The sequence below is a fragment of the Klebsiella oxytoca genome (genome assembly GCF_009707385.1).
Lineage (GTDB): Bacteria > Pseudomonadota > Gammaproteobacteria > Enterobacterales > Enterobacteriaceae > Klebsiella > Klebsiella oxytoca_C.
The window spans coordinates 3,019,798-3,041,935 of the sequence record NZ_CP046115.1; the positions used below are offsets into that span (position 1 = coordinate 3,019,798).

Consider the following 22,138-nt stretch of genomic DNA (forward strand, 5'->3'; position numbering starts at 1 on the left):
TCCCCCTCCGTTCTGGAGGGGGCATGATTAAGGAAGTATAGATGTTTAATTTTTCAACGCCGATCGATCGCCATGGCACCTGGTGTACGCAGTGGGATTACGTTGCCGACCGCTTTGGCGCAGCCGATCTGCTGCCTTTTACAATCTCAGATATGGATTTCGCCACCGCGCCCTGCATTCTGGACGCCGTCAGCCAACGCCTGACGCACGGCGTTTTTGGCTATAGCCGCTGGAAAAATGATGAGTTTCTCGGCGCGGTGAGCCACTGGTTCGCCAGCCGTTTTCACAGCCAGATAGACAGAGAATCCATTGTTTATGGGCCATCGGTTATCTATATGGTAGCGGAGATGATTCGCCAGTGGTCGGCTACGGGTGACGGCATCGTGGTACACACTCCGGCCTACGATGCCTTTTTTAAAACCATCGAAGGCAATCAACGGCGCGTCGCTCCGGTTCCACTCACCCTCAACGATAACCAGTGGCGCTGCGATATGGCGCAGCTTGAACAGGTACTGGCTCACCCGCGCAATACCGTTTTGCTGCTGTGTAGCCCACACAACCCCACCGGCAAGGTGTGGACCCGCGAAGAGCTGGAAACCATGTCGAAATTGTGTGAGAAGCACGGCGTGAAGGTGATCAGCGACGAGATCCATATGGATATGGTGTGGGACGAGTATCGGCACACGCCGTGGTGTGACGTGGCCCGCAGCCCGTGGGCGCTCTTTACCTCCGGGTCAAAAAGCTTCAACATTCCGGCGTTTACCGGGGCATATGGGCTTATTGACAACGCCGCCGCACGTGAAAGCTATTTGCATGCGCTCAAGAGCCGCGACGGCCTCTCTTCCCCTTCGGTACCCGCCCTGGTTGCGCATATTGCTGCCTATCGAGATGGCGCCCCCTGGCTGGATGCCCTGCGCAAATATCTGCAGGACAATATGCGCTATATCGCTCGCGAGCTAAACCAGGCATTTCCCGAACTCAACTGGCAGCCGCCGCAGGCAACTTACCTTGCATGGATTGACCTGCGGCCGCTGGGCGTTGATGACCGCGCCCTGCAAAAAGCGTTAATCGAGGAGCAGAAGGTCGCCATTATGCCCGGCTATACCTACGGCGAAGAAGGGAACGGTTTTATCCGTCTGAACGCCGGTTGTCCGCGCGAGAAGCTGGAAAAGGGTGTACAAGGATTAATTGCCGCCCTGACCTCGTTGCGCTAAAGACGGCGCAAGCCAAGAACCCGGTAGCGGCAGGTCCGCTACCGTTAACATTGATCCCCCTGCGCCCCGAATAGCATCAGACTTAATTATCGCCGCATCTCATCTTCGAAAACTTCGCGCCCGAGCTTCCATCCGTTCTCTGAGGATAAATAGACATTATTTTGATTATGCTCAAAAAATAATGCCCTACAAAGATGTATTTAAAGGCCGTTTTAAATTCCCGTCAAAGCATTAATCTGGAGGACAAAACATGAAAACCTACGATCGTAACCGCAACGCTATCTCTACCGGCAGCATGGTTATGGTGGCAGACACCGGCGCGACGGGCGTCATTAAAGCCATCCATGCTGACGGTAAAACGGCAGAACAGACCCGCCGTGCTGATTGTGTGGAAATAGACGGACAGCAAAGGCTATATTGCCCACTGAACCTTATTCGTCTCGGCTTTAACTAGTCTCAACAATATTTACCGACCTCAGACCGCGAATGAGCGGCTAGTGAAAGGCCACCAAAATGTGGCCTTTCGGATTTTGTTACTCGTTCAATTTGATCCCACCGAGCGTTTTCAGTTTATTAGCGGTGTATTATCGCGCCCTTCCAACCCGTGACGGGTTAAATACCTTCTGAGTTCAGAGGCATCTTCATGACATGGCAACAGTTCAAACAAACGTGGCTGATTAAATTCTGGTCCCCCGTTCCCGCCGTTATCGCTGCGGGCATTCTCTCAACCTACTACTTCGGAATCACCGGCACCTTCTGGGCCGTCACCGGCGAGTTTACCCGCTGGGGAGGGCAACTGCTGCAGCTGGTCGGCGTCCACAGCGAAGAGTGGGGTTATTATAAACTGATTCATCTCGACGGCTCTCCGCTCACCCGCATCGACGGCATGATGATTATCGGCATGTTCGGCGGCTGTTTCGCCGCCGCGCTGTGGGCCAATAACGTTAAGCTACGTTTTCCCCGGAGCCGAATCCGCATACTTCAGGCCATCACCGGGGGAATTATTGCCGGTTTCGGCGCGCGGCTGGCGATGGGCTGCAATCTGGCGGCGTTCTTCACCGGTATCCCGCAGTTCTCTCTGCATGCCTGGTTCTTTGCCATCGCTACCGCTATCGGTACATGGTTCGGCGCGCGCTTTACCTTACTGCCTGTCTTCCGAATTCCGGTAAAAATGGAGAAAGTGTCGCAGGCGTCGCCGCTCACGCAAAAACCTGACCAGGCAAAGCGCCGTTTCCGTCTGGGAATGATCGTCTTTTTCGCAATGATAGCCTGGGGTCTGCTCACCGCGGCTAACCAGCCAAAGCTTGGCATGGCGCTGCTGTTTGGCGTGGGATTCGGTCTGCTTATCGAACGCGCGCAAATTTGCTTTACCTCTGCCTTTCGCGATATGTGGATCACCGGGCGCACCAATATGGCAAAAGCGATAATTTTCGGCATGGCCGTCAGCGCCATTGGGATTTTCAGCTATGTGCAGCTGGGTATGGAGCCGAAAATTATGTGGGCGGGGCCTAACGCGGTTATTGGCGGACTGCTATTTGGCTTTGGCATCGTACTGGCGGGCGGTTGTGAAACCGGCTGGATGTACCGGGCGGTAGAAGGTCAGGTGCACTACTGGTGGGTTGGCCTGGGTAACGTTATTGGTTCCACCATCCTTGCGTGGTACTGGGATGACCTTTCTCCTGCCCTCGCCACCAGCTGGGACAAGATCAACCTGCTGGCAACGTTTGGACCTTTCGGTGGCCTGCTGGTGACCTATCTCCTGCTGCTGCTGGCGCTGGCCCTGGTTATTGCGTGGGAAAAACGCTTTTTCCGCCGCAAATCTCTCGCCACCACGCCCGTTAAGGAAAGCGCATGAAAAATCTCGTTCCCGATTATCGCCTCGATATGGTTGGCGAACCCTGCCCCTATCCGGCCATCGCTACGCTTGAAGCGATGCCTTCACTGAAGAAAGGCGAGATTCTTGAAGTGGTCAGCGACTGTCCGCAGTCGATTAACAATATCCCGCTGGATGCCAAAAATCACGGTTACACCGTGCTCGACATTCAGCAGGATGGGCCAACCATCCGCTATTTGATCCAAAAATAGCTAAGTGAAAGCCGGTAGTGATGAGCTACCGGCTGCAATAACCGCAACTTCGCGCGAAGAAATCGACCCCAACTGCGGACCGGGACTTTTTTACCGACTACCAGCCCTTCACCGCATCGCCTTTATACAGTTCTTCTGCCGCAGCGGCGACTTCGTCGCTCTGATAAGCCTTGACCAGATTTTTCACCTTTTCGCTATCCTGGTTCTCGATACGACTGGCGAAAATATTAACGTAAGGAGAATCTTTGCTTTCAACAAACAGGCCGTTACGCGATGGCGACAGCCCCACCTGGCTTGAGAAAGTGGTATTGATAATCGCCATGGTTATCTGCTGGTCGTCCAGCGCGCGGGTAAGCTGCGGCGCTTCGATCTCGACGATTTTTAGATGTTTCGGGTTATTGATAATATCCAGCGAAGTTGGCAGCAAACCAACGCCATCCTTCAGGGTAATCAGCCCCTGTTTTTGTAACAGCAGCAGCGAGCGGCCAAGGTTAGTCGGATCGTTCGGAACCGCAACCTGAGCCCCGTCAGGCAGTTGTGCCACCGAGCTAATTTTCTTCGAATAGGCCGCTATCGGATAGACGAATGTCGTGCCAACCTGAACCAGCTTGTAGCCACGCTCCTGAATCTGTTTGTCCAGATAAGGTCTGTGCTGGAATGCGTTGGCATCAAGATCGCCGTTGTTCAGCGCCTCGTTGGGCAGAACGAAATCATTAAATGTCACCACCTCCACGTCGAGGTTGTACTTCTCCTTGGCCACTTTTTGCGCTACCGCCCACACGTCCTGATCGACACCTGCGCTAATACCCACCTTAATGTGATTGGGGTCCTGCTCTCCAGGTTTACACGCCGCCAGCAGCAGTGAGCCCACGACAACCAGCGGTACAGCGAATTTTTTTAACGTAAATACCATTTCCCAGGGTCCTTTTTAAAATAGCCTGCCATTCATCGCAGGAAAATCAGCACCAGAGACTATAGAAAATCACCCGTTCGAAATTAAATACTGATTCACTATGATTAATAGCGTTTTGCTATGAGCGTTTTTCGTTCGACCAGCTGAAGGGGAATCCGCCGTCGCATCCCTCATTTCCATTGTATTGTTCGGTATTTTTATCCTCTTTTAACCATTTATCGTTCTGATGTACAATGACGCGCACTTTAGCTAAAAAATGAGTGCGACCATGATTGATATAACGCTGCCATTAACAGACATCCATCGCCACCTGGATGGTAATATCCGGGCCCAAACTATTCTCGATCTTGGCCGCCAGTTCAATCTTGCGCTTCCGGCAGACACCCTGGAAACCCTGCGCCCGCACGTCCAGGTCACCAGCAATGAACCTGATCTGGTCAGCTTCCTTTCAAAGCTCGATTGGGGGGTAAAAGTGCTGGCCTCACTCGAAGCCTGCCGCCGCGTCGCTTACGAAAATCTCGAAGATGCGGCACGAAACGGCCTGCATTACGTTGAACTCCGTTTTTCTCCGCGTTATATGGCGATGACTCATCAATTGCCGGTCGCCGGAGTTGTCGAAGCGGTAATCGCCGGAGTGAAAGAAGGCAGCCGCGACTTTAACGTTGAGGCTCGTTTGATCGGTATACTGAGCCGTACCTTTGGTGAAGCGGCCTGCACAGAAGAGCTGGAGGCCCTGCTCGCTCATCGTGACGGCATCACCGCTCTTGACCTGGCCGGAGATGAGCTCGGTTTCCCGGGGGAGCTGTTTATGGAGCACTTCACCCGCGCGCGCGATGCAGGCTGGCGCATCACGGTACATGCGGGTGAAGCCGCTGGCCCGGAAAGCATCTGGCAGGCGATCCGCGAACTGGGAGCGGAACGTATCGGTCACGGCGTGAAGGCGGTACAGGATCCTGCATTGATGGATTATCTTGCGGCCAACCGTATTGGCATTGAGTCCTGCCTGACCTCTAACATTCAGACCAGCACCGTGCCATCGCTGGATCAGCATCCGCTGAAAACCTTCCTCGAGCACGGCGTAATGGCCTGTATCAATACCGACGATCCCGCCGTTCAGGGCGTGGATATTATTCACGAATATACCGTTGCCGCCCCGGCTGCCGGCTTGAGCCGCGAACAAATTCGTCAGGCGCAGATAAATGGCCTCGAACTCGCCTTTTTAAACGCTCAGGATAAAGCCGCGCTAATACAGCGCGTTCAGCAGGCTTAACCATCTCCCCCCGTGATAAACGGGGGTTTTATTAAACCGAAACAGTGCCAGCTCGTTCTAATTAACGCACAGCGTCGCCCGATGCCTGGCCGACTCCAGCCCAAGTTCAATTAGTTCCATTATTTGAATCGCCTGACTTGCCGGAACCGGGTTATCTCCAGCGCCGTTGAGCGCATCGCGAATGGCGGCATAATAGGCTGGATAGTTACCCGGCTGAGTGAGCCACGACTCTTCAGCGATCGCTTCACCATCGGCCCGCGTCAGCAGCCCGTCACGCATATCATATCCCCAGTCCTCCTGCGGCAAACGTGCGCCGCTTTTTAGCCGCTCCTCCTGCGGGTCAAGACCATATTTCACATAGCTTGCCCGCGAGCCGTGGATAATAAAGCGCGCCGTTTCCGCAACGGCCAGCAGCGTGCCGTGCAGCACTACGCGACGCTGCGGATAAGCTAAAACCGCATGGAAATAGTCGATGGCCTGCGAGCCTGGACGAAGTTGCGCCAGATCGACGTGCATGCTGACCGGTAATCCAAAGAGGTTGACTACCTGGTCGAGCAGATGCGGGCCAAGATCGTACCAGATACCGCTACCCGGCCCACCTTGTTCACGCCAGCGATGACGAACCTGCGGTCGATAGCGATCGAAGTGCGACTCAAAATAGCCGACCTCGCCCAGTACTCCTTCATTAATCAACGATTTTACGGTGAGAAAATCGCTGTCCCAGCGTCGGTTATGGAATACGGATAACAGACGCCCCGTGCTTTTCGCTATCGCTTCCAGCTCGCGCGCCTGCGCTAGCGTCACGGTAAAGGGTTTATCCACCACCACATGTTTACCCGCTTCCAGCGCGGCTTTTGCCAGCGGGTAATGGGTATCGTTCGGGGTTGGGATCACAATCAGATCGATGTTCGGGTCGTTAAAAAGCGGCTCAGGCTGCGGAACTACTTTCATCGCAGGCCAGTCGCTCAGCACTTTATTCTCATCGCTGCTCGCCACTGCGGCCAGGGTCATCCCCGGCGTACCGCTAATTAGCGGCGCATGAAAAGTTTTACTGGCATAGCCGTAGCCAATTAGCCCTACCCGGATAGCGTCACTCATTTCTCTGCCCCTCCACGAGTTTTCCCGTGCATAATTGCTCAGCATTACGCCAGTTGCGCAACTCACGCCAGGTAATACTTGCGTTACCTCAATCGTTAAGTACCATTTCAGTCTGGTTTCACAATTTGCAGTAGAGTTATGGAAAACGTTTTTAATCGTATTGTAGAACTTATTGGCTGGATTGTTTTGGGCGTTTCGGCCCTGCTTTTAGTTATCGCTCATCATATTGATAACTACCAGTCGCCGCCCTCCATTGATGTTGTTAAGACGAAGCCGCTGTCGAAATAAACAGTGACCTGCTTCGCAACCATGCAACCGGTTTCTGAAACCGGTTGCATGGTTGCTCATACTTTTATTACACTCACCTTATCAATTGATAAGGAGTTTCTTCATGTCCGGATTTCCACAGCACTTTTTATGGGGAGCCGCTACTGCCGCCTGGCAGGTTGAAGGCGGACACGATGCCGACGGTAAAGGCCCTTCCATCTGGGATATTTATTCTCACCTCCCAGGCACCACCTATCAGGGCACAACCGGTGATATCGCCGTTGATCATTACCATCGTTTTCGCGAAGACGTAGCCTTGATGGCGGAAATGGGCCTGCAAAGCTATCGCTTTTCTATTTCATGGCCTCGTCTGCTGCCGAATGGCCGCGGCGAAGTGAACGAAGCGGGTATTCAATTCTATAGCGACCTGATCGATGAACTGCTGGCGCATAATATTGAACCGATGATAACCCTCTACCACTGGGACCTCCCGCAGGCGCTACAGGATGAAGGCGGTTGGGAGGCGCGCACCACGGCCGAAGCCTTCGCTGAATACGCACGACTTTGTTATCAACGTTTTGGTTCTCGCGTCAAACTGTGGGCAACCTTTAATGAAACTATTGTCTTTATTGGGCATGGATACATTAGCGGCATTCATCCACCGGCGGTGCGCGACCCTGCTCGCGCCATTCAAGCCTGCCATCACGTCTTCATCGCCCACGCTCTGGCGGTGAAAACGTTTCGTGAAATGGGCATCGAAGGAAAGATTGGCTTTGTTAACGTCCTTCAGCCGCATACCCCATTGACCGACAGCCCGGAAGACAGGCGCGCTACGGAGATGGCGGACGCAATCCACACCCACTGGCTTTACGATCCGGTGTTAAAAAGCGGCTATCCCGAAGAGCTATTGCAGCAGACGCAAGCGCTGTGGGGAGTTCCGGTTTTTGCCGAAGGCGACGATGCGCTACTGCGCGAGAATCGCTGTGATTTTATCGGCCTGAACTACTACCGTCGCGAAACCGTATCGGCGCTGCCGCCTGAGATACCGACCGGGGGTGAGCCGGGGGTTGAGGGGCTCTTTTACTTCGTGCGTAATCCGCAGAGTACCTACACCGAATGGGGCTGGGAAATTTGGCCTCAGGGGTTAACTGATGGGATTATGATGATTAAAGAGCGCTATGGTGATATTCCGATCTATATCACCGAAAACGGACTGGGGGCAGTAGACCCGATTATCGATGGCGAAATTATCGACGATCCGCGCATTGACTATCTCAGTAGTCATATTACTGCTCTGGAAAAAGCGCTGGAACTGGGCGCTGACGTTCGCGGCTATTACCCGTGGTCTTTTATTGATCTTTTAAGCTGGCTTAATGGATATAAAAAACAATACGGGTTTGTTTATGTTGATCACCAGCGAAATCTGGCGCGAAAACGTAAAAAGAGTTTTTTCTGGTACCAAAACGTTATTGCCAGCCGAGGCGAACAGCGTTAATCTTCTCTCCCAGGCGCCAGCCGGCGCCTGATTAAGCTCTGGAATATTCTTAAATTTCTTTTTACCGGAGCGGAAACATCATCTGTTCTTGTATTAAGTATTTACAACCGAAATAATTCCATACAGTTGTTCCCAAAAAGTAACTGCTGGTTGAGAACAGGTTTACTAAGAATTGGTATATTCAACTCAATTTATTCCGATTATAAAATGGATACGCAAATGACCGTTCAGGACTACTTATTAAAATTTCGTAAAATCAGTTCGCTGGAAACGCTGGAAAAACTTTTTGATCACCTCAACTATTCCCTGACCGATAACGAAGAGATCGTCAACATGTATCGAGCCGCGGATCATCGCCGGGCGGAGCTGGTGTCTGGCGGGAAATTGTTCAACATCGGCGAAGTTCCTAAATCGGTCTGGCGCTACGTGCAATAAATACTGTAATCATTCACGCCAGTTGCTTATACTTCCGCCCTGTTTTTATTTATAACTGGCGTTGAATTCAGGAGTAATAATGTCCTCTGACTCTGTGGAACGTATTGGCGGATGGCTTCTGGCGCCGCTGGCATGGCTCCTCGTAGCCCTGCTTAGCGCCTCATTGTCGCTACTGTTTTTTGCTGATGCCCTGATGTCTTCGCAGACCTATACATTGCTGAGCAATATGAGTGCCGGTCATCTCGCCCTGTGGATTGCTTCTCTGGCCTTCGCCGTCGCCATGTGGTACTACACGCTATGGTTGACTATCGCCTTTTTTAAGCGGCGCAAAGGCGTACCAAAACACTACATTATCTGGCTGCTGATTACGCTTCTGCTGGCGGTAAAAGCTTTTGCCTTTTCCCCCATTTCAGACGCGCTGGCGCTGCGCCAGCTTCTGTTCCCACTTCTCGCAGCAGCCCTGTTTGCGCCCTACTTCAGGCGTTCTGAGCGGGTAAAACGGACCTTTGTGAATCCGTAATAACCACACAGTTAACCTGTTGTCGCCGGTATCGATTTATTCGATAATAGACGGCTTTTTCTATTTCAGGTCGAATGATGGCTGATTATTTACTGCTCTTTGTTGGCACCGTTCTTGTTAACAACTTCGTGCTGGTGAAGTTTCTTGGACTGTGCCCGTTTATGGGGGTTTCCAAAAAGCTGGAAGCCGCAATGGGGATGGGGCTCGCGACCACTTTTGTGATGACGCTAGCCTCTATCTGCGCCTGGCTGATTGATACCTGGATCCTCATCCCGCTGGACCTCGTCTATTTACGTACGCTGGCCTTTATCCTGGTCATCGCCGTAGTGGTGCAATTTACCGAAATGGTGGTGCGTAAAACCAGCCCGGCGCTGTATCGCCTGCTGGGTATCTTTCTGCCGCTGATTACCACCAACTGCGCGGTGCTGGGCGTAGCGCTGTTGAACATAAACCTCGGGCACAATTTCCTGCAATCCGCCCTGTACGGTTTTGCCGCCGCGGTCGGTTTTTCGTTAGTGATGGTGCTTTTCGCCTCCATTCGTGAGCGTCTGGTCGTAGCGGATGTTCCGGCGCCGTTTCGCGGGAACGCTATTGCGCTGGTCACCGCAGGTTTAATGTCTCTTGCCTTCATGGGCTTTAGTGGTTTGGTGAAGTTGTAATGAACGCTGTCTGGATAGCCGTAGTCGCCATTAGCCTGTTGGGGCTGATATTCGGCTTAATTCTGGGGTATGCCTCCCGCCGTTTTGAGGTGGAAGACGACCCGGTGGTGGAAAAAATTGATGCCCTGCTTCCCCAAAGCCAGTGCGGCCAGTGCGGCTATCCTGGCTGCCGTCCGTACGCGGAAGCGGTAGGAATCCAGGGAGAGAAAATCAACTGCTGCGCCCCCGGCGGTGAGGCAGTAATGCTTAAAATCGCCGAGCTGTTAAACGTCGATCCCCAGCCGGTAGATGGCGATCCGCAAGAGGCGGAGCCGGTGCGGATGCTGGCAATAATCGATGAAGCGAACTGCATTGGCTGCACCAAGTGCATTCAGGCCTGTCCGGTCGACGCCATCGTAGGGGCAACCCGTGCGATGCACACGGTCATAAGCGATCTGTGTACCGGCTGTAATCTTTGCGTCGCGCCTTGCCCGACGCAATGTATTGAGCTACGCCCGGTGGCGACAACGACAGCAACCTGGAAGTGGGATCTTCAAACCATCCCGGTACGCATTATTCCCGTGGAACAACATGTTTAAGTTATTTTCCGCTTTTCGCAAAGACAAAGTCTGGGACTTCAACGGCGGTATTCATCCGCCAGAAATGAAAACCCAGTCCAACGGTACCCCGCTGCGCCAGGTTTCACTGCCGCAGCGTTTTGTCATCCCGCTAAAACAGCATATCGGCGCTGAAGGTGAACTCTGCGTTAAGCCGGGCGATCGCGTTCTGCGCGGCCAGCCGCTGACCCGCGGCTGGGGCAGAATGCTGCCAGTGCACGCGCCAACCTCCGGCATCGTGACGGCCATCGCCCCCCATTCCACCGCACATCCATCCGCGCTGGCGGAAATGAGCGTCATTATTGATGCCGATGGTGAAGATCGCTGGATAGAACGCGATGGCTGGAGCGATTACCACAACAAATCACGCGAAGAGCTGATCGAACGTATCCACCAGTTCGGCGTGGCCGGACTGGGCGGCGCGGGTTTCCCGACCGGAAGCAAACTGCGCGGCGGCGGGGATAAAATCGAAACATTGATTATCAACGCGGCAGAGTGCGAACCCTATATCACCGCCGATGACCGGCTGATGCAGGATTGCGCGGCGCAAATTGTGGAAGGTATTCGTATCCTTGCCCACATTCTGCAGCCTGAACAGGTACTGATCGGCATCGAGGATAATAAACCGCAGGCAATTTCAATGCTGCGTGCGGTATTAGCCGGTACGCACGGTATTTCGCTGCGCGTAATCCCCACGAAATATCCCTCCGGCGGCGCGAAACAGTTAACGCAAATCCTCACCGGCAAGCAGGTGCCTCACGATGGCCGCTCATCGGATATCGGCGTCTTAATGCAAAACGTGGGTACTGCCTATGCGGTAAAACGCGCGGTAATTGACGGTGAGCCGCTGACGGAGCGCGTCGTAACCCTGACTGGCGAAGCGGTCGCGCGTCCGGGTAACGTCTGGGCCCGGCTCGGTACGCCGGTAAACCATCTGCTGAAGGATGCCGGTTTCTGCCCCGGCGCAGAGCCGATGGTGATTATGGGCGGCCCGCTGATGGGCTTCACCCTGCCATGGCTTGATGTGCCGGTAGTCAAAATCACTAACTGCCTGCTGGCACCATCGGCGAGCGAAATGGGCGAGCCTGAAGAAGAAAAAGGTTGTATCCGCTGTAGCGCCTGCGCCGACGCCTGCCCGGCCGATCTCCTGCCGCAGCAGCTTTATTGGTTCAGCAAAGGACAGCAGCACGACAAAGCTACCAGCCATAACCTCGCCGATTGTATAGAGTGCGGAGCCTGCGCCTGGGTCTGCCCAAGCAATATCCCGCTGGTGCAGTACTTCCGCCAGGAGAAAGCCGAGATTTACGCTATTGCGCAAGAAGAGAAACGCGCCGCGGAAGCTAAAGTTCGCTTTGAGGCGCGTCAGGCTCGACTGGAGCGCGATAAAGCCGCTCGTCTGGAACGCCATAAGCAGGCTGCGGTACAGCCAGCGGCGAAAGATCAGGACGCTATTAACGCCGCGCTTGCCCGGGTACGTGAGAAACAGCGTGAGGCCGCGCAGCCAATTATCGTGCTCGCAGGCGCAAAACCTGACAACAGTGAGGCTATCGCCGCTCGTGAGGCGCGTAAAGCCGAGGCGCGAGCGCGTAAGGCGGAGCAAACAGCGGAAAACAACGCCGCCGGACAACCAGCTGAAATTAGCGCAGACCCGCGCAAAGCCGCCGTGGAGGCCGCGATCGCCCGGGCGAAAGCGCGTAAAGCCGAACAGCAGAGCGCCCCGGCTGAAACTGTCGCCGCAGAACAGCCCGCAGCCGTTGACCCGCGCAAAGCCGCCGTCGAAGCCGCGATTGGCCGGGCGAAAGCGCGCAAAGCCGAACAGCAGAGCGCCCCGGCTGAAGCTGCCGCCGCAGAGCAGCCCGCAGCCGTTGACCCGCGCAAAGCCGCCGTCGAAGCCGCGATCGCCCGAGCAAAAGCGCGTAAAGCCGAACAGCAGAGCGCCCCGGCTGAAGCTGCCGCCGCAGAGCAGCCCGCAGCCGTTGACCCGCGCAAAGCCGCCGTCGAAGCGGCGATCGCCCGGGCAAAAGCGCGTAAAACTCAGCAGCAACCAACAGTTCCCCCGTCGGCAGCCAATGACGACGCCCGCAAAGCGGCAGTCGCTGAAGCAATCGCCCGCGTTCAGGCCCGGAAAGCATCCCGGCAGGCAGTTAACGAGGATTAAATGGTTTTCAGAATCGCAAGTTCCCCCTATACCCATAATCAGCGCCAGACTTCACGGATTATGCTGCTGGTACTGCTCGCCGCCGTACCCGGCATCGTGGTTCAGAGCTGGTTTTTCGGCTGGGGTACCGTGGTGCAAATAGCCCTTGCCGCCTTCACGGCATGGGGAGCCGAAGCGGCTATCCTTAAACTGCGCAAACAGAATATTCCCGCAACCCTCGCCGATAACTCAGCGCTGTTAACCGGTCTGCTGTTAGCCATCAGTATTCCGCCTTTCGCCCCATGGTGGATGGTGGTGTCAGGTACCGCTTTCGCCGTCATTATTGCTAAACAGCTTTACGGTGGTCTGGGCCATAACCCTTTCAACCCGGCGATGATTGGCTACGTGGTGCTGCTGATCTCCTTCCCGGTTCAGATGACTTCCTGGCTCCCGCCGCATGAGATAGCCGCCACGGTACCCGGCTTCAGCGATGCGCTACAGGTCATTTTTAGCGGCCATACCGCTACCGGTGGCGATATGAATAGCCTGCGGATCGGCATTGACGGTGTCAGCCAGGCAACGCCGCTGGATACCTTTAAAACCTCGCTTCATGCTGGTCATTCGGTAGAAGAGATCCTGCGGTATCCTGTTTACGGCGGCGAACTCGCCGGCCTCGGCTGGCAGTGGGTCAACGTAGCTTATCTGGCAGGCGGTCTGTTCCTGCTGTGGCAAAAGACCATTCGCTGGCATATCCCGGTCAGCTTCCTGCTGAGCCTTGCCGTTTGCGCCACCCTCGGCTGGATATTGGCCCCGGCAACCCTCGCCTCACCGCAGATTCATCTGTTTTCCGGCGCGACCATGCTGGGAGCCTTCTTTATCCTGACGGATCCGGTGACCGCTTCCACTACCAACCGAGGTCGCCTGATCTTCGGCGCGCTGGCGGGCTTACTGGTATGGTTAATTCGCAGCTTCGGCGGTTATCCGGATGGTGTGGCCTTTGCCGTCCTGCTGGCCAACATTACCGTTCCGTTGATCGATTACTACACGCGCCCGCGCGCGTACGGCCACCGCTGAGGACCCGAAGATGTTACAAAGCATGCGCAAACACGGCATCACGCTGGCACTCTTTGCTGCGGGTTCTACCGGCCTGACGGCAGCGATCAACGAACTGACCAAAAGCACCATTGAAGACCAGGCCGCCCTGCAGCAAAAAGCCCTATTCGACCAGGTTATGCCCGCGAATCTCTATAATAATGATTTGCTGAAAAACTGTTATCTGGTTAACGCCCCGGCGCTGGGTCAAGGCCCGCATAAGGTATGGATTGCGCAAAACCAGGAGAGCCCGGTGGCCGCCGTGATGGAAGTCACCGCGCCGGACGGTTATTCCGGGGCTATTCACCTGCTTGTCGCCGCTGATTTTAAAGGAACCGTACTGGGCACCCGCGTCACCGAACATCATGAAACGCCCGGACTGGGTGACAAAATTGAGCTCAGAATTTCTGACTGGATCACCCTCTTTGCCGGTAAAGTTATTCACGGACAAAGCGACAGCGGCTGGGCGGTGAAAAAAGACGGCGGAGATTTCGACCAGTTTACCGGCGCTACGATTACCCCGCGCGCGGTGGTCAATGCCGTCAAGCGTGCGGGCCTGTACGCACAAACGCTGCCCGCGCAGATTTCCGCATTCACTCCCTGTGGAGGCTAGACCATGAGCGAAGTAAAAGATGTCATAGTTCAGGGGTTGTGGAAAAACAACTCCGCGCTGGTTCAGCTGCTGGGGATGTGTCCCCTGCTCGCCGTAACCTCAACCGCCACCAATGCCCTTGGGCTTGGGCTGGCGACGACGCTGGTACTCACCCTAACTAACCTGACCATTTCCAGCCTGCGACGCTGGACCCCTGCGGAAATCCGTATCCCGATTTACGTGATGATCATTGCATCGGTCGTCAGCGTCGTGCAGATGCTGATCAACGCCTACGCTTTTGGTCTTTATCAGTCTCTGGGTATTTTTATCCCGCTGATCGTTACCAACTGCATCGTGGTTGGCCGCGCGGAAGCTTTCGCTGCTAAAAAAGGCCCGGCGCTTTCGGCGCTGGACGGGTTTTCCATCGGTATGGGGGCGACATGCGCGATGTTTGTCCTCGGTTCGATGCGTGAAATTCTCGGTAACGGCACCCTGTTTGATGGCGCCGACAGCCTGCTCGGCAGCTGGGCGAAAGTTCTGCGAATAGAAGTTTTCCATACCGATACGCCGTTCCTGCTGGCCATGCTGCCGCCCGGCGCATTTATTGGCCTCGGCATGATGTTAGCGGTAAAATACCTGATTGATGAACGTAGCAAACAGCGCAAAGCCAAAGCGGCGCAAGCCGATATCATTGCGCCCTCTGATGTGACGGGAAAAGCATAGGATGAATAAAAGTAAACGCCTGGAGATCCTCACCAGGCTCAGGGATAACGACCCGCACCCCACCACGGAACTGAATTTTAACTCACCGTTTGAGTTATTAATCGCCGTACTGCTCTCGGCGCAGGCAACCGACGTCAGCGTCAACAAAGCCACGGCGAAGCTCTACCCGGTAGCCAACACCCCTGCCGCCATGCTGGAGCTGGGCGTTGAAGGCGTGAAGTCATATATTAAAACCATCGGCCTGTTTAACAGCAAAGCTGAAAATGTCATTAAGACCTGCCGGATCCTGCTAGAACAGCACAATGGCGAGGTCCCGGAGGACAGGGCTGCCCTTGAGGCGCTTCCCGGCGTCGGTCGCAAAACCGCTAACGTGGTGCTGAATACGGCCTTCGGCTGGCCAACCATCGCCGTTGATACGCATATTTTCCGCGTGTGTAACCGGACGCAATTTGCCCCCGGCAAGAACGTTGAACAGGTCGAAGAAAAGCTGTTAAAGGTCGTTCCCGCCGAATTTAAAGTGGATTGCCATCACTGGCTAATCCTGCACGGTCGTTATACCTGTATTGCCCGCAAACCGCGCTGCGGCTCCTGCCTGATTGAAGACCTCTGCGAGTTCAAAGAGAAGGTCTACTCCTGACAAAATTCAGAGCCATCGTCTTATGCAGGATCATGGCTCTGTTTAATCCCCTTCTCTCCCGACGTTAACGCCATATTATCGGCCTTAAGGCGGGTGATTATTCGGTTATATAACCACCAGTCAGGTTATTCATTTTTTTCAGAGATAAATTTTCTATACATTTGTGAGCTAGATCACTCAGTCTATTTCTTGTTGATTTATTGTTAATGTATTAATACGTAAATCCGCTCATTCAAATACCCCTGCTTTAAATACCAAAACAATACCCCATCAATTTTTAGGATTATGGGCTATATCACTGGATTCAAGCGCAAACAGCAGAACATATTGCCATTATGCGTAAAAATTCGGATTCTGGCAGATAAAAATTCTTCCATTTAACAAACATTGAAATTTAACTCTGCATAACATTTGAAAGAGCGGTGTATTATAACGCACCGAATATGTGTAACAGATTATTACAAAGCTATTGCCTGAAGGGGCAGGATAGTGAACATTACCTGCCGTTTTCCCTCCAGAATAACTATAAAGGCAGCGGTCTGAGAAGATTGCGCCCCGAGCACTCCCCGTTAATATGGGATGTAAAAAAAGAGGTATTTGTGTCGACTGCAAACAATAAACCAACAGAAAGCGTCAGTTTGAACGCTTTCAAACAACCACGTTCGTTCTATCTCATCTTCTCTATTGAGCTCTGGGAACGTTTTGGTTTCTACGGCCTGCAAGGGATTATGGCCGTTTACCTGGTTAAACAGCTGGGTATGTCAGAAGCGGACTCTATCACCCTGTTCTCTTCCTTCAGCGCCCTGGTTTACGGTCTTGTAGCGATTGGCGGCTGGCTGGGCGACAAGGTGCTGGGTACCAAACGCGTTATTATGCTCGGCGCCATCGTCCTTGCTATCGGCTATGCTCTGGTAGCGTGGTCCGGTCACGATGCGGGCATCGTGTATATGGGTATGGCGACTATCGCCGTCGGTAACGGCCTTTTTAAGGCAAACCCCTCTTCTCTGCTCTCAACCTGCTATGAAAAGAACGATCCGCGTCTGGACGGTGCATTTACCATGTACTACATGTCCGTCAATATCGGCTCATTCTTCTCAATGCTGGCTACGCCGTGGCTGGCCGCCAAATTCGGCTGGAGCGTGGCGTTCGCGCTGAGCTTTGTCGGCCTGCTGATCACCATCGTCAACTTTGCTTTCTGCCAGCGCTGGGTTAAACAGTACGGTTCCAAACCAGACTTCGCACCGGTGCATGTCGGCAAACTGCTGGCCACTATCGTCGGCGTAGTGGTTCTGATAGCAATTGCCACCTGGCTGCTGCACAACCAGGGCATCGCACGCATGGCGCTGGGCGTAGTGGCGCTAGGTATCATCATTATTTTCGCTAAAGAAGCCTTTGCGATGCAGGGCGCTGCGCGTCGTAAAATGATCGTAGCGTTCATTCTGATGCTGCAGGCGATTATCTTCTTCGTACTGTATAGCCAGATGCCAACCTCGTTGAACTTCTTTGCTATTCGCAACGTTGAACACTCTCTGCTGGGCATTGCTTTCGAACCCGAGCAGTATCAGGCGCTGAACCCGTTCTGGATCATTATCGGTAGCCCGATTCTCGCCGCCATTTATAACAAAATGGGCGATACTCTGCCGATGCCGATGAAGTTCGCTATTGGTATGGTTCTGTGTTCAGGCGCGTTTCTCGTACTACCGCTGGGCGCTAAGTTCGCCAGCGATGCCGGTATTGTGAACGTGAGCTGGCTGGTTATGAGCTATGGCCTGCAGAGCATTGGCGAACTGATGATCTCTGGTCTGGGCCTGGCAATGGTTGCTCAGCTGGTTCCTCAGCGACTGATGGGCTTCATCATGGGCAGCTGGTTCCTGACCACCGCTGGCGCTAACCTGATCGGCGGCTATGTTGCGAATATGATGGCAGTACCAGAAAACGTAACAGACCCGCTGATGTCGCTGGAAGTCTACGGTCGCGTCTTCCTCAACATCGGTATTGCCACCGGCGTTATCGCCATCCTGATGCTGCTGACGGCGCCGAAGCTGAACCGCATGACCCAGGACGATGATAAAGCAGCAAAAGCCAGCGATACCGCAACGGCTTAAGCTCTTCGGGAAAACCCATAAATTTAAACCGCTAACGTTCTGTTAGCGGTTTTTTTTTGCCCCGGGGCGGACTAACATACAGAAAACCGCAGCCACGAGGAGTTATCGATGAAACTGTTCTACAAATCCGGCGCTTGTTCACTTGCTTCGCATATTGCGCTACGCGAAAGCGGGCTGGACTTCACCCTACAAGGCGTTGACGTAATGAAAAAACGCCTCGAAAACGGGGATGATTATCTGCCGATCAACCCGAAGGGCCAGGTACCGGCGCTGCTGCTGGATGATGATGTGCTGCTGACGGAAGGTGTGGCCATTATGCAATATATCGCCGATCTCGTGCCCGATCGCCAGCTGCTGGCTCCGGTGGGAAGCATCGCCCGCTATCAGACGCTGGAATGGCTAAACTACGTGGCGACAGAGCTACATAAAGGCTTTACTCCACTGTTCCGCCCGGACACGCCGGAGGATTTCAAACCTATTGCTCGCGCGCAGCTGGATAAAAAAATGCAGTATGTCGATGCGTGTCTGCAGGATAAAGAGTGGCTGAACGGGCACCGTTTCACCATCGCCGATGGCTATCTGTTCACCGTGCTGCGCTGGGCCTACGCCGTGAAGCTGGATATGGAAGGCTATAACAATATTGCGGCCTGGATGAAGCACGTTGCCGCCCGTCCTGCGGTCGCTGCCGCTCTTGAGGCCGAAGGGCTTAAGTAAGGCTGACGCTTGCCCGGCGGCTGTCGGGCAAGCGTGAACATCTTCTAAAGCTGAGTGGCGCTGAAATAGTGCTCCGGCTGTGCAATACGATCCTGAGCCGCGACAACCTGTAGCTCATACTCCTGCATATTTTTTGTCGCCAGCATGATTTCATATACCGCAGCGGTAACGTGCTCCAGCGCATCGCGCAGAGTCGCGCCCTGCAGCAGCTTAACCAACAGCAGGCCGCTGGTAACATCACCGACGCCCACCGGCTGGCGCATGCCAAAATCCACCAGCGGACGGCTGATATGCCAGGCTTCTTGCGCGGTAACCAGCAGCATCTCAAAACGGTCCATGCTAAGCCCGGCGCGCGATAGATGCTTAACCAGCACCACTTCAGGCCCCTGCTCAATCAGCTCCCGCGCGGCTAATACCGCTTCGTTAACGTTGGCTACCGGATGCCCGCAGAGGATTTCCAGCTCAACCAGATTTGGCGCAATAATATCGCTCGCCGGCAGCGCATAGCGCACATGAAACTCTGCAACGCCAGGCGCAACGATGCATCCTTTTTCAGGGTGTCCCATCACCGGGTCGCAGAAATATTTCGCTGCCGGATTAGCGGCTTTAACCTGGCGCACAATACCAAGAATATGTTCGCCCTGTTCAGCCGACCCCAGGTATCCGCTTAACACTGCATCACAGCGCTGTAGCTGATTAATATCGGCAATCCCCTGAACGATTTCCGTGAGATGCGCAGGCGGCATGACGCAACCGGTCCATTTTCCGTATTGAGTATGATTGGAGAATTGTACGGTGTTAAGCGGCCAGACGTTGGCGCCAAGACGGCGCATTGGAAACTCAGCGGCGCTATTGCCCGCATGGCCAAACACAACGTGGGACTGGATGGCGAGGATATTCTTCATCTTGATTACCTGAGAGCAAAAAATAAGGGGCGTGGTTTCCCACGCCCCTGCCTTTACGCAATTACTTCCAGCAGACCAGACAGTAATTTTTCTTACCGCGACGCAGTAAGGTGTAGCGACCGAAGAGGCGGTCGGCATCGACAAATACGTATTCCGGATCGGACTGTTTTTCGCCGTTGATGGTCACCGCATTGGAAGCGATGGTTTTACGCGCCTGGCCGCGTGACGGCTGCAGCTCGGAATCCACCAGCGCCTGCATCAGATCGGCGCCCTTTTCCATTTCAATCATCGGCACGCCATCCTGCGCCAGCTGTTCAAAATCAGCCTCGCTCAGATCGCTTAAATTGCCGTTGAACAGACTCTCGGTGATACGTTTAGCTGCTACCAGGCCTTCCTCACCGTGAACCAGACGGGTCACCTGCTCGGCGAGCACATACTGGGCGCGAGGCGCCTTACCGCTATTTTTGTCTTCTTCTTCCAGGGCATTGATTTCCGCAATATCCATAAAGGTGAAGAACTTCAGGAAACGATATACGTCGGCATCGGCGGTGTTGATCCAGAACTGGTAGAACTTGTACGGACTGGTTTTCTTCGGATCCAGCCATACTGCGCCACCCTCGGTTTTACCAAATTTCGTACCATCGGCTTTGGTTATCAGCGGGACGGTCAGGCCGAAGACCTGGTTCTGATGCAAACGACGGGTCAGATCGATACCGGAAGTAATGTTACCCCACTGGTCAGAACCGCCGATTTGCAGCGCGACGCCGTGCAGTTTGTTCAGGCAGGCAAAATCGTAACCCTGCAGCAGGTTATAGGAGAACTCGGTAAAAGAGATGCCCTGATCGTCGCGGTTCAGGCGCTGCTTCACCGCTTCTTTGTTAATCATCTGGTTTACAGAGAAGTGCTTGCCGATATCACGCAGGAAGGTCAGCACGTTCATACCGCCGAACCAGTCGTAATTATTCGCGGCAATGGCAGAGTTGTCGCCGCAATCAAAGTCGAGGAAAGGCGCGACCTGTTTGCGAATTTTATCTACCCACTCCTGCACGGTATCTTCGGTGTTCAGTTTACGCTCAGCGGCTTTAAAGCTCGGATCGCCAATCAACCCCGTCGCGCCGCCTACCAGCGCAACAGGTTTGTGGCCTGCCTGCTGAAAGCGTTTCAGGCATAACAATGGAACAAGATGCCCCAAGTGCAAGCTGTCGGCGGTAGGGTCGAAGCCGCAATAGAGCGCGATCGGGCCTTGCGCCAGTCGCTCTGCTAACGCTTCCTCGTCCGTCACCTGGGCTACCAGCCCCCGCTCCTGCAATTGTTTAATCAAGTTACTGCTTGCCATCAAATTCTCCATCTATAAAACGACTGCACCTCTGCCGGTACACGACTTTTCGCCAGACGCGAAAAAATATCTACGCAAAAATTATTCAAACTGCATCGCGGCGGCAAGCATGTAAAAGCCCCGGAAATTTACTCAGATGTGCAACAGAGCCAGGCAGGCGCAGCTAACTAAGATGCAGCTTGAAAAATGAAGCATATAGAATAAAGCGCCGGGCCACGATGCACCAGCGCTTAACGCAACATTTTTATGTCCTTTATGGCGCGAGGCGGTCGATTTGCCAGCCGCTGTTTTGCCGCTGATAGAGAAACCGATCGTGCAGACGGTGCTCACCGCCCTGCCAGAACTCCATCTGTTCAATGCTGACGCGGAATCCGCCCCAGAAGCTCGGCAGCGGAACTTCGCCCTGCTGGAATTTTTGCTTTAGCTCAAGGAACTTACTTTCAAGAATACCGCGAGCCGAGATGCGGCTGGATTGCTGTGATACCCAGGCGCCAATCTGGCTATCGCGCGGTCGGCTATGGAAATACTTCACGACCTCCAGCGTCGAAAGGCGTTCCGCTTTACCGATAACCATTACCTGGCGCTCCAGCATATGCCATGGGAACAGCAGGCTGATGCGAGGATTTTTTTCTATCTGATGGGCCTTACGGCTGCCGAGATTGGTATAAAACACCAGGCCTTTCTCATCGTAATGCTTGAGCAGAACGATGCGCTGGTAAGGCTGCGAGTTTTCATCGACGGTGGCGACGACCATCGCCGTTGGGTCAGCGAGCTTGGCGTCACAGGCCTGACGCAGCCAGCGTTCGAATAATGCCAGAGGTTCGGCGGGAAGATCGTGGCGGCGCAGGCCACCACGGGTATACTCACGGCGCAGATGCGCGATTTGCTGCAATTCGTCGTTATCAGACATGGCATTAGAGAAAATAAGCAAAGGGTAGCGTTATTGTGCGCCCCCATGACTGAAATCTCAACGTTTGGCGGTTTGCAGCTGACAGTTTTCCAGCACAATACGGTCGCGTTTATAGACGGTGGCGCTGTCGCCTTTTGACCAGAAAACATAAACGCCGTCGGTATAACGAGCACCAGATGCCGAAAGTCCCTGCGACAAGTTAAGCTGTTGGTTATCGTAAATAAAGCTGACCTGCTGGCGAGTATTATTAAGATGGACGGTCAACGGTTTCTGGTCACACTGGTATTCCAGCGTGTCAGTATTCATCCGCTCGACGAACTGGTTGTAGTAGCTACAGCCAGCGAGCATAAAAGGTACAGCAAGAATAAGAATTTTTTTCATCGGTTTGCCTTCGACTTTCCCGGTCCGGGAAGGCCTTACGCCCTCCCTCAACGA

At 54.0% G+C, this 22,138-nt stretch carries 24 protein-coding genes; 18 read left to right on the plus strand and 6 right to left on the minus strand.

What is annotated here, in order from left to right:
* The first annotated feature begins 41 nt into the window (after positions 1-41).
* From GJ746_RS14015 to yedF, 4 genes are all read left to right on the plus strand, one after another.
* Entirely contained in the window at positions 42-1,214 is a 1,173-nt protein-coding gene (locus tag GJ746_RS14015) for a MalY/PatB family protein (protein ID WP_154680762.1), read from the plus strand.
* A 250-nt stretch (positions 1,215-1,464) separates the two neighbouring features.
* Positions 1,465-1,668 carry a putative selenium delivery protein YdfZ gene (ydfZ, locus tag GJ746_RS14020; protein ID WP_154680763.1) on the plus strand — a complete coding sequence of 68 codons (204 nt, stop codon included), beginning with the start codon at positions 1,465-1,467 and terminating at the stop codon, positions 1,666-1,668.
* Between the two features lie 189 nt (positions 1,669-1,857).
* Positions 1,858-3,069 (plus strand): selenium metabolism membrane protein YedE/FdhT, encoded by a 1,212-nt coding sequence (gene yedE, locus GJ746_RS14025; RefSeq protein WP_154680764.1) that lies wholly within the window; start codon positions 1,858-1,860, stop codon positions 3,067-3,069.
* Positions 3,066-3,299, plus strand: coding sequence for a sulfurtransferase-like selenium metabolism protein YedF (gene yedF, locus GJ746_RS14030; RefSeq protein WP_154680765.1), 234 nt, complete (start codon positions 3,066-3,068; stop codon positions 3,297-3,299). Before yedE ends, yedF begins: the two co-directional genes overlap by 4 nt.
* Before the next feature lie 97 nt (positions 3,300-3,396).
* On the opposite strand, the gene metQ is transcribed toward yedF, so the two are convergent.
* Entirely contained in the window at positions 3,397-4,212 is an 816-nt protein-coding gene (gene metQ, locus GJ746_RS14035) for a methionine ABC transporter substrate-binding lipoprotein MetQ (protein ID WP_154680766.1), read from the minus strand.
* Positions 4,213-4,480: 268 nt separating this feature from the next.
* Here metQ and add point away from each other — a divergent pair, with 268 nt between their 5' ends.
* Positions 4,481-5,482, plus strand: a complete 1,002-nt coding sequence (add, locus tag GJ746_RS14040; protein ID WP_154680767.1) for an adenosine deaminase — start codon at positions 4,481-4,483, stop codon at positions 5,480-5,482.
* A 57-nt stretch (positions 5,483-5,539) separates the two neighbouring features.
* Here add and GJ746_RS14045 read toward each other — a convergent pair whose 3' ends face one another.
* Positions 5,540-6,580 carry an oxidoreductase gene (locus GJ746_RS14045; RefSeq protein WP_154680768.1) on the minus strand — a complete coding sequence of 347 codons (1,041 nt, stop codon included), beginning with the start codon at positions 6,578-6,580 and terminating at the stop codon, positions 5,540-5,542.
* Between the two features lie 138 nt (positions 6,581-6,718).
* Between GJ746_RS14045 and blr the strand changes: the two genes are divergently transcribed.
* The 13 genes from blr to gstA all read left to right on the plus strand — a co-directional run bounded on the left by blr (position 6,719) and on the right by gstA (position 18,552).
* Positions 6,719-6,868 carry a division septum protein Blr gene (gene blr / locus GJ746_RS14050; RefSeq protein WP_154680769.1) on the plus strand — a complete coding sequence of 50 codons (150 nt, stop codon included), beginning with the start codon at positions 6,719-6,721 and terminating at the stop codon, positions 6,866-6,868.
* Between the two features lie 103 nt (positions 6,869-6,971).
* Positions 6,972-8,342 (plus strand): GH1 family beta-glucosidase, encoded by a 1,371-nt coding sequence (locus tag GJ746_RS14055; RefSeq protein WP_154680770.1) that lies wholly within the window; start codon positions 6,972-6,974, stop codon positions 8,340-8,342.
* Between the two features lie 219 nt (positions 8,343-8,561).
* Positions 8,562-8,777 carry a transcription modulator YdgT gene (gene ydgT, locus GJ746_RS14060; protein WP_154680771.1) on the plus strand — a complete coding sequence of 72 codons (216 nt, stop codon included), beginning with the start codon at positions 8,562-8,564 and terminating at the stop codon, positions 8,775-8,777.
* A 79-nt stretch (positions 8,778-8,856) separates the two neighbouring features.
* On the plus strand, positions 8,857-9,297 hold the full coding sequence (locus GJ746_RS14065; RefSeq protein ID WP_154680772.1) for a DUF2569 domain-containing protein: 441 nt from the start codon (positions 8,857-8,859) through the stop codon (positions 9,295-9,297).
* Positions 9,298-9,374: 77 nt separating this feature from the next.
* Positions 9,375-9,956, plus strand: coding sequence for an electron transport complex subunit RsxA (rsxA, locus tag GJ746_RS14070; protein WP_004102633.1), 582 nt, complete (start codon positions 9,375-9,377; stop codon positions 9,954-9,956).
* Positions 9,956-10,534 carry an electron transport complex subunit RsxB gene (rsxB, locus tag GJ746_RS14075; RefSeq protein WP_154680773.1) on the plus strand — a complete coding sequence of 193 codons (579 nt, stop codon included), beginning with the start codon at positions 9,956-9,958 and terminating at the stop codon, positions 10,532-10,534. The genes rsxA and rsxB overlap by 1 nt, the downstream gene beginning before the upstream one ends.
* A complete protein-coding gene (rsxC, locus tag GJ746_RS14080; protein WP_154680774.1) occupies positions 10,527-12,710 on the plus strand; it encodes an electron transport complex subunit RsxC in 2,184 nt (727 codons plus the stop codon). The genes rsxB and rsxC overlap by 8 nt, the downstream gene beginning before the upstream one ends.
* Complete coding sequence (gene rsxD, locus GJ746_RS14085; RefSeq protein WP_154680775.1) at positions 12,711-13,763, plus strand: electron transport complex subunit RsxD; 1,053 nt, start codon at positions 12,711-12,713, stop codon at positions 13,761-13,763. It begins immediately after the preceding gene.
* A 10-nt stretch (positions 13,764-13,773) separates the two neighbouring features.
* Complete coding sequence (gene rsxG / locus GJ746_RS14090) at positions 13,774-14,394, plus strand: electron transport complex subunit RsxG (RefSeq protein WP_154680776.1); 621 nt, start codon at positions 13,774-13,776, stop codon at positions 14,392-14,394.
* A gap of 3 nt (positions 14,395-14,397) precedes the next feature.
* On the plus strand, positions 14,398-15,096 hold the full coding sequence (locus GJ746_RS14095) for an electron transport complex subunit E (protein ID WP_154680777.1): 699 nt from the start codon (positions 14,398-14,400) through the stop codon (positions 15,094-15,096).
* Between the two features lies 1 nt (position 15,097).
* Positions 15,098-15,733: an endonuclease III gene (gene nth / locus GJ746_RS14100; protein ID WP_154680778.1), complete on the plus strand. Its 636-nt coding sequence runs from the start codon at positions 15,098-15,100 to the stop codon at positions 15,731-15,733.
* A gap of 599 nt (positions 15,734-16,332) precedes the next feature.
* Entirely contained in the window at positions 16,333-17,838 is a 1,506-nt protein-coding gene (gene dtpA / locus GJ746_RS14105; RefSeq protein ID WP_154680779.1) for a dipeptide/tripeptide permease DtpA, read from the plus strand.
* Positions 17,839-17,946: 108 nt separating this feature from the next.
* The gene (gene gstA / locus GJ746_RS14110) at positions 17,947-18,552 is read left to right on the plus strand and encodes a glutathione transferase GstA (protein ID WP_154680780.1); all 606 of its coding nucleotides are present in this window, start codon (positions 17,947-17,949) and stop codon (positions 18,550-18,552) included.
* A gap of 44 nt (positions 18,553-18,596) precedes the next feature.
* Here the strand turns inward: gstA and pdxY are convergent, their stop codons facing one another.
* From pdxY to mliC, 4 genes are all read right to left on the minus strand, one after another.
* Positions 18,597-19,457, minus strand: coding sequence for a pyridoxal kinase PdxY (gene pdxY, locus GJ746_RS14115; RefSeq protein WP_154680781.1), 861 nt, complete (start codon positions 19,455-19,457; stop codon positions 18,597-18,599).
* A gap of 61 nt (positions 19,458-19,518) precedes the next feature.
* On the minus strand, positions 19,519-20,793 hold the full coding sequence (gene tyrS / locus GJ746_RS14120; protein WP_154680782.1) for a tyrosine--tRNA ligase: 1,275 nt from the start codon (positions 20,791-20,793) through the stop codon (positions 19,519-19,521).
* A gap of 253 nt (positions 20,794-21,046) precedes the next feature.
* The gene (gene pdxH / locus GJ746_RS14125; RefSeq protein ID WP_024274268.1) at positions 21,047-21,703 is read right to left on the minus strand and encodes a pyridoxamine 5'-phosphate oxidase; all 657 of its coding nucleotides are present in this window, start codon (positions 21,701-21,703) and stop codon (positions 21,047-21,049) included.
* A gap of 57 nt (positions 21,704-21,760) precedes the next feature.
* A complete protein-coding gene (mliC, locus tag GJ746_RS14130; protein ID WP_154680783.1) occupies positions 21,761-22,084 on the minus strand; it encodes a C-type lysozyme inhibitor in 324 nt (107 codons plus the stop codon).
* Positions 22,085-22,138 lie beyond the last annotated feature (54 nt).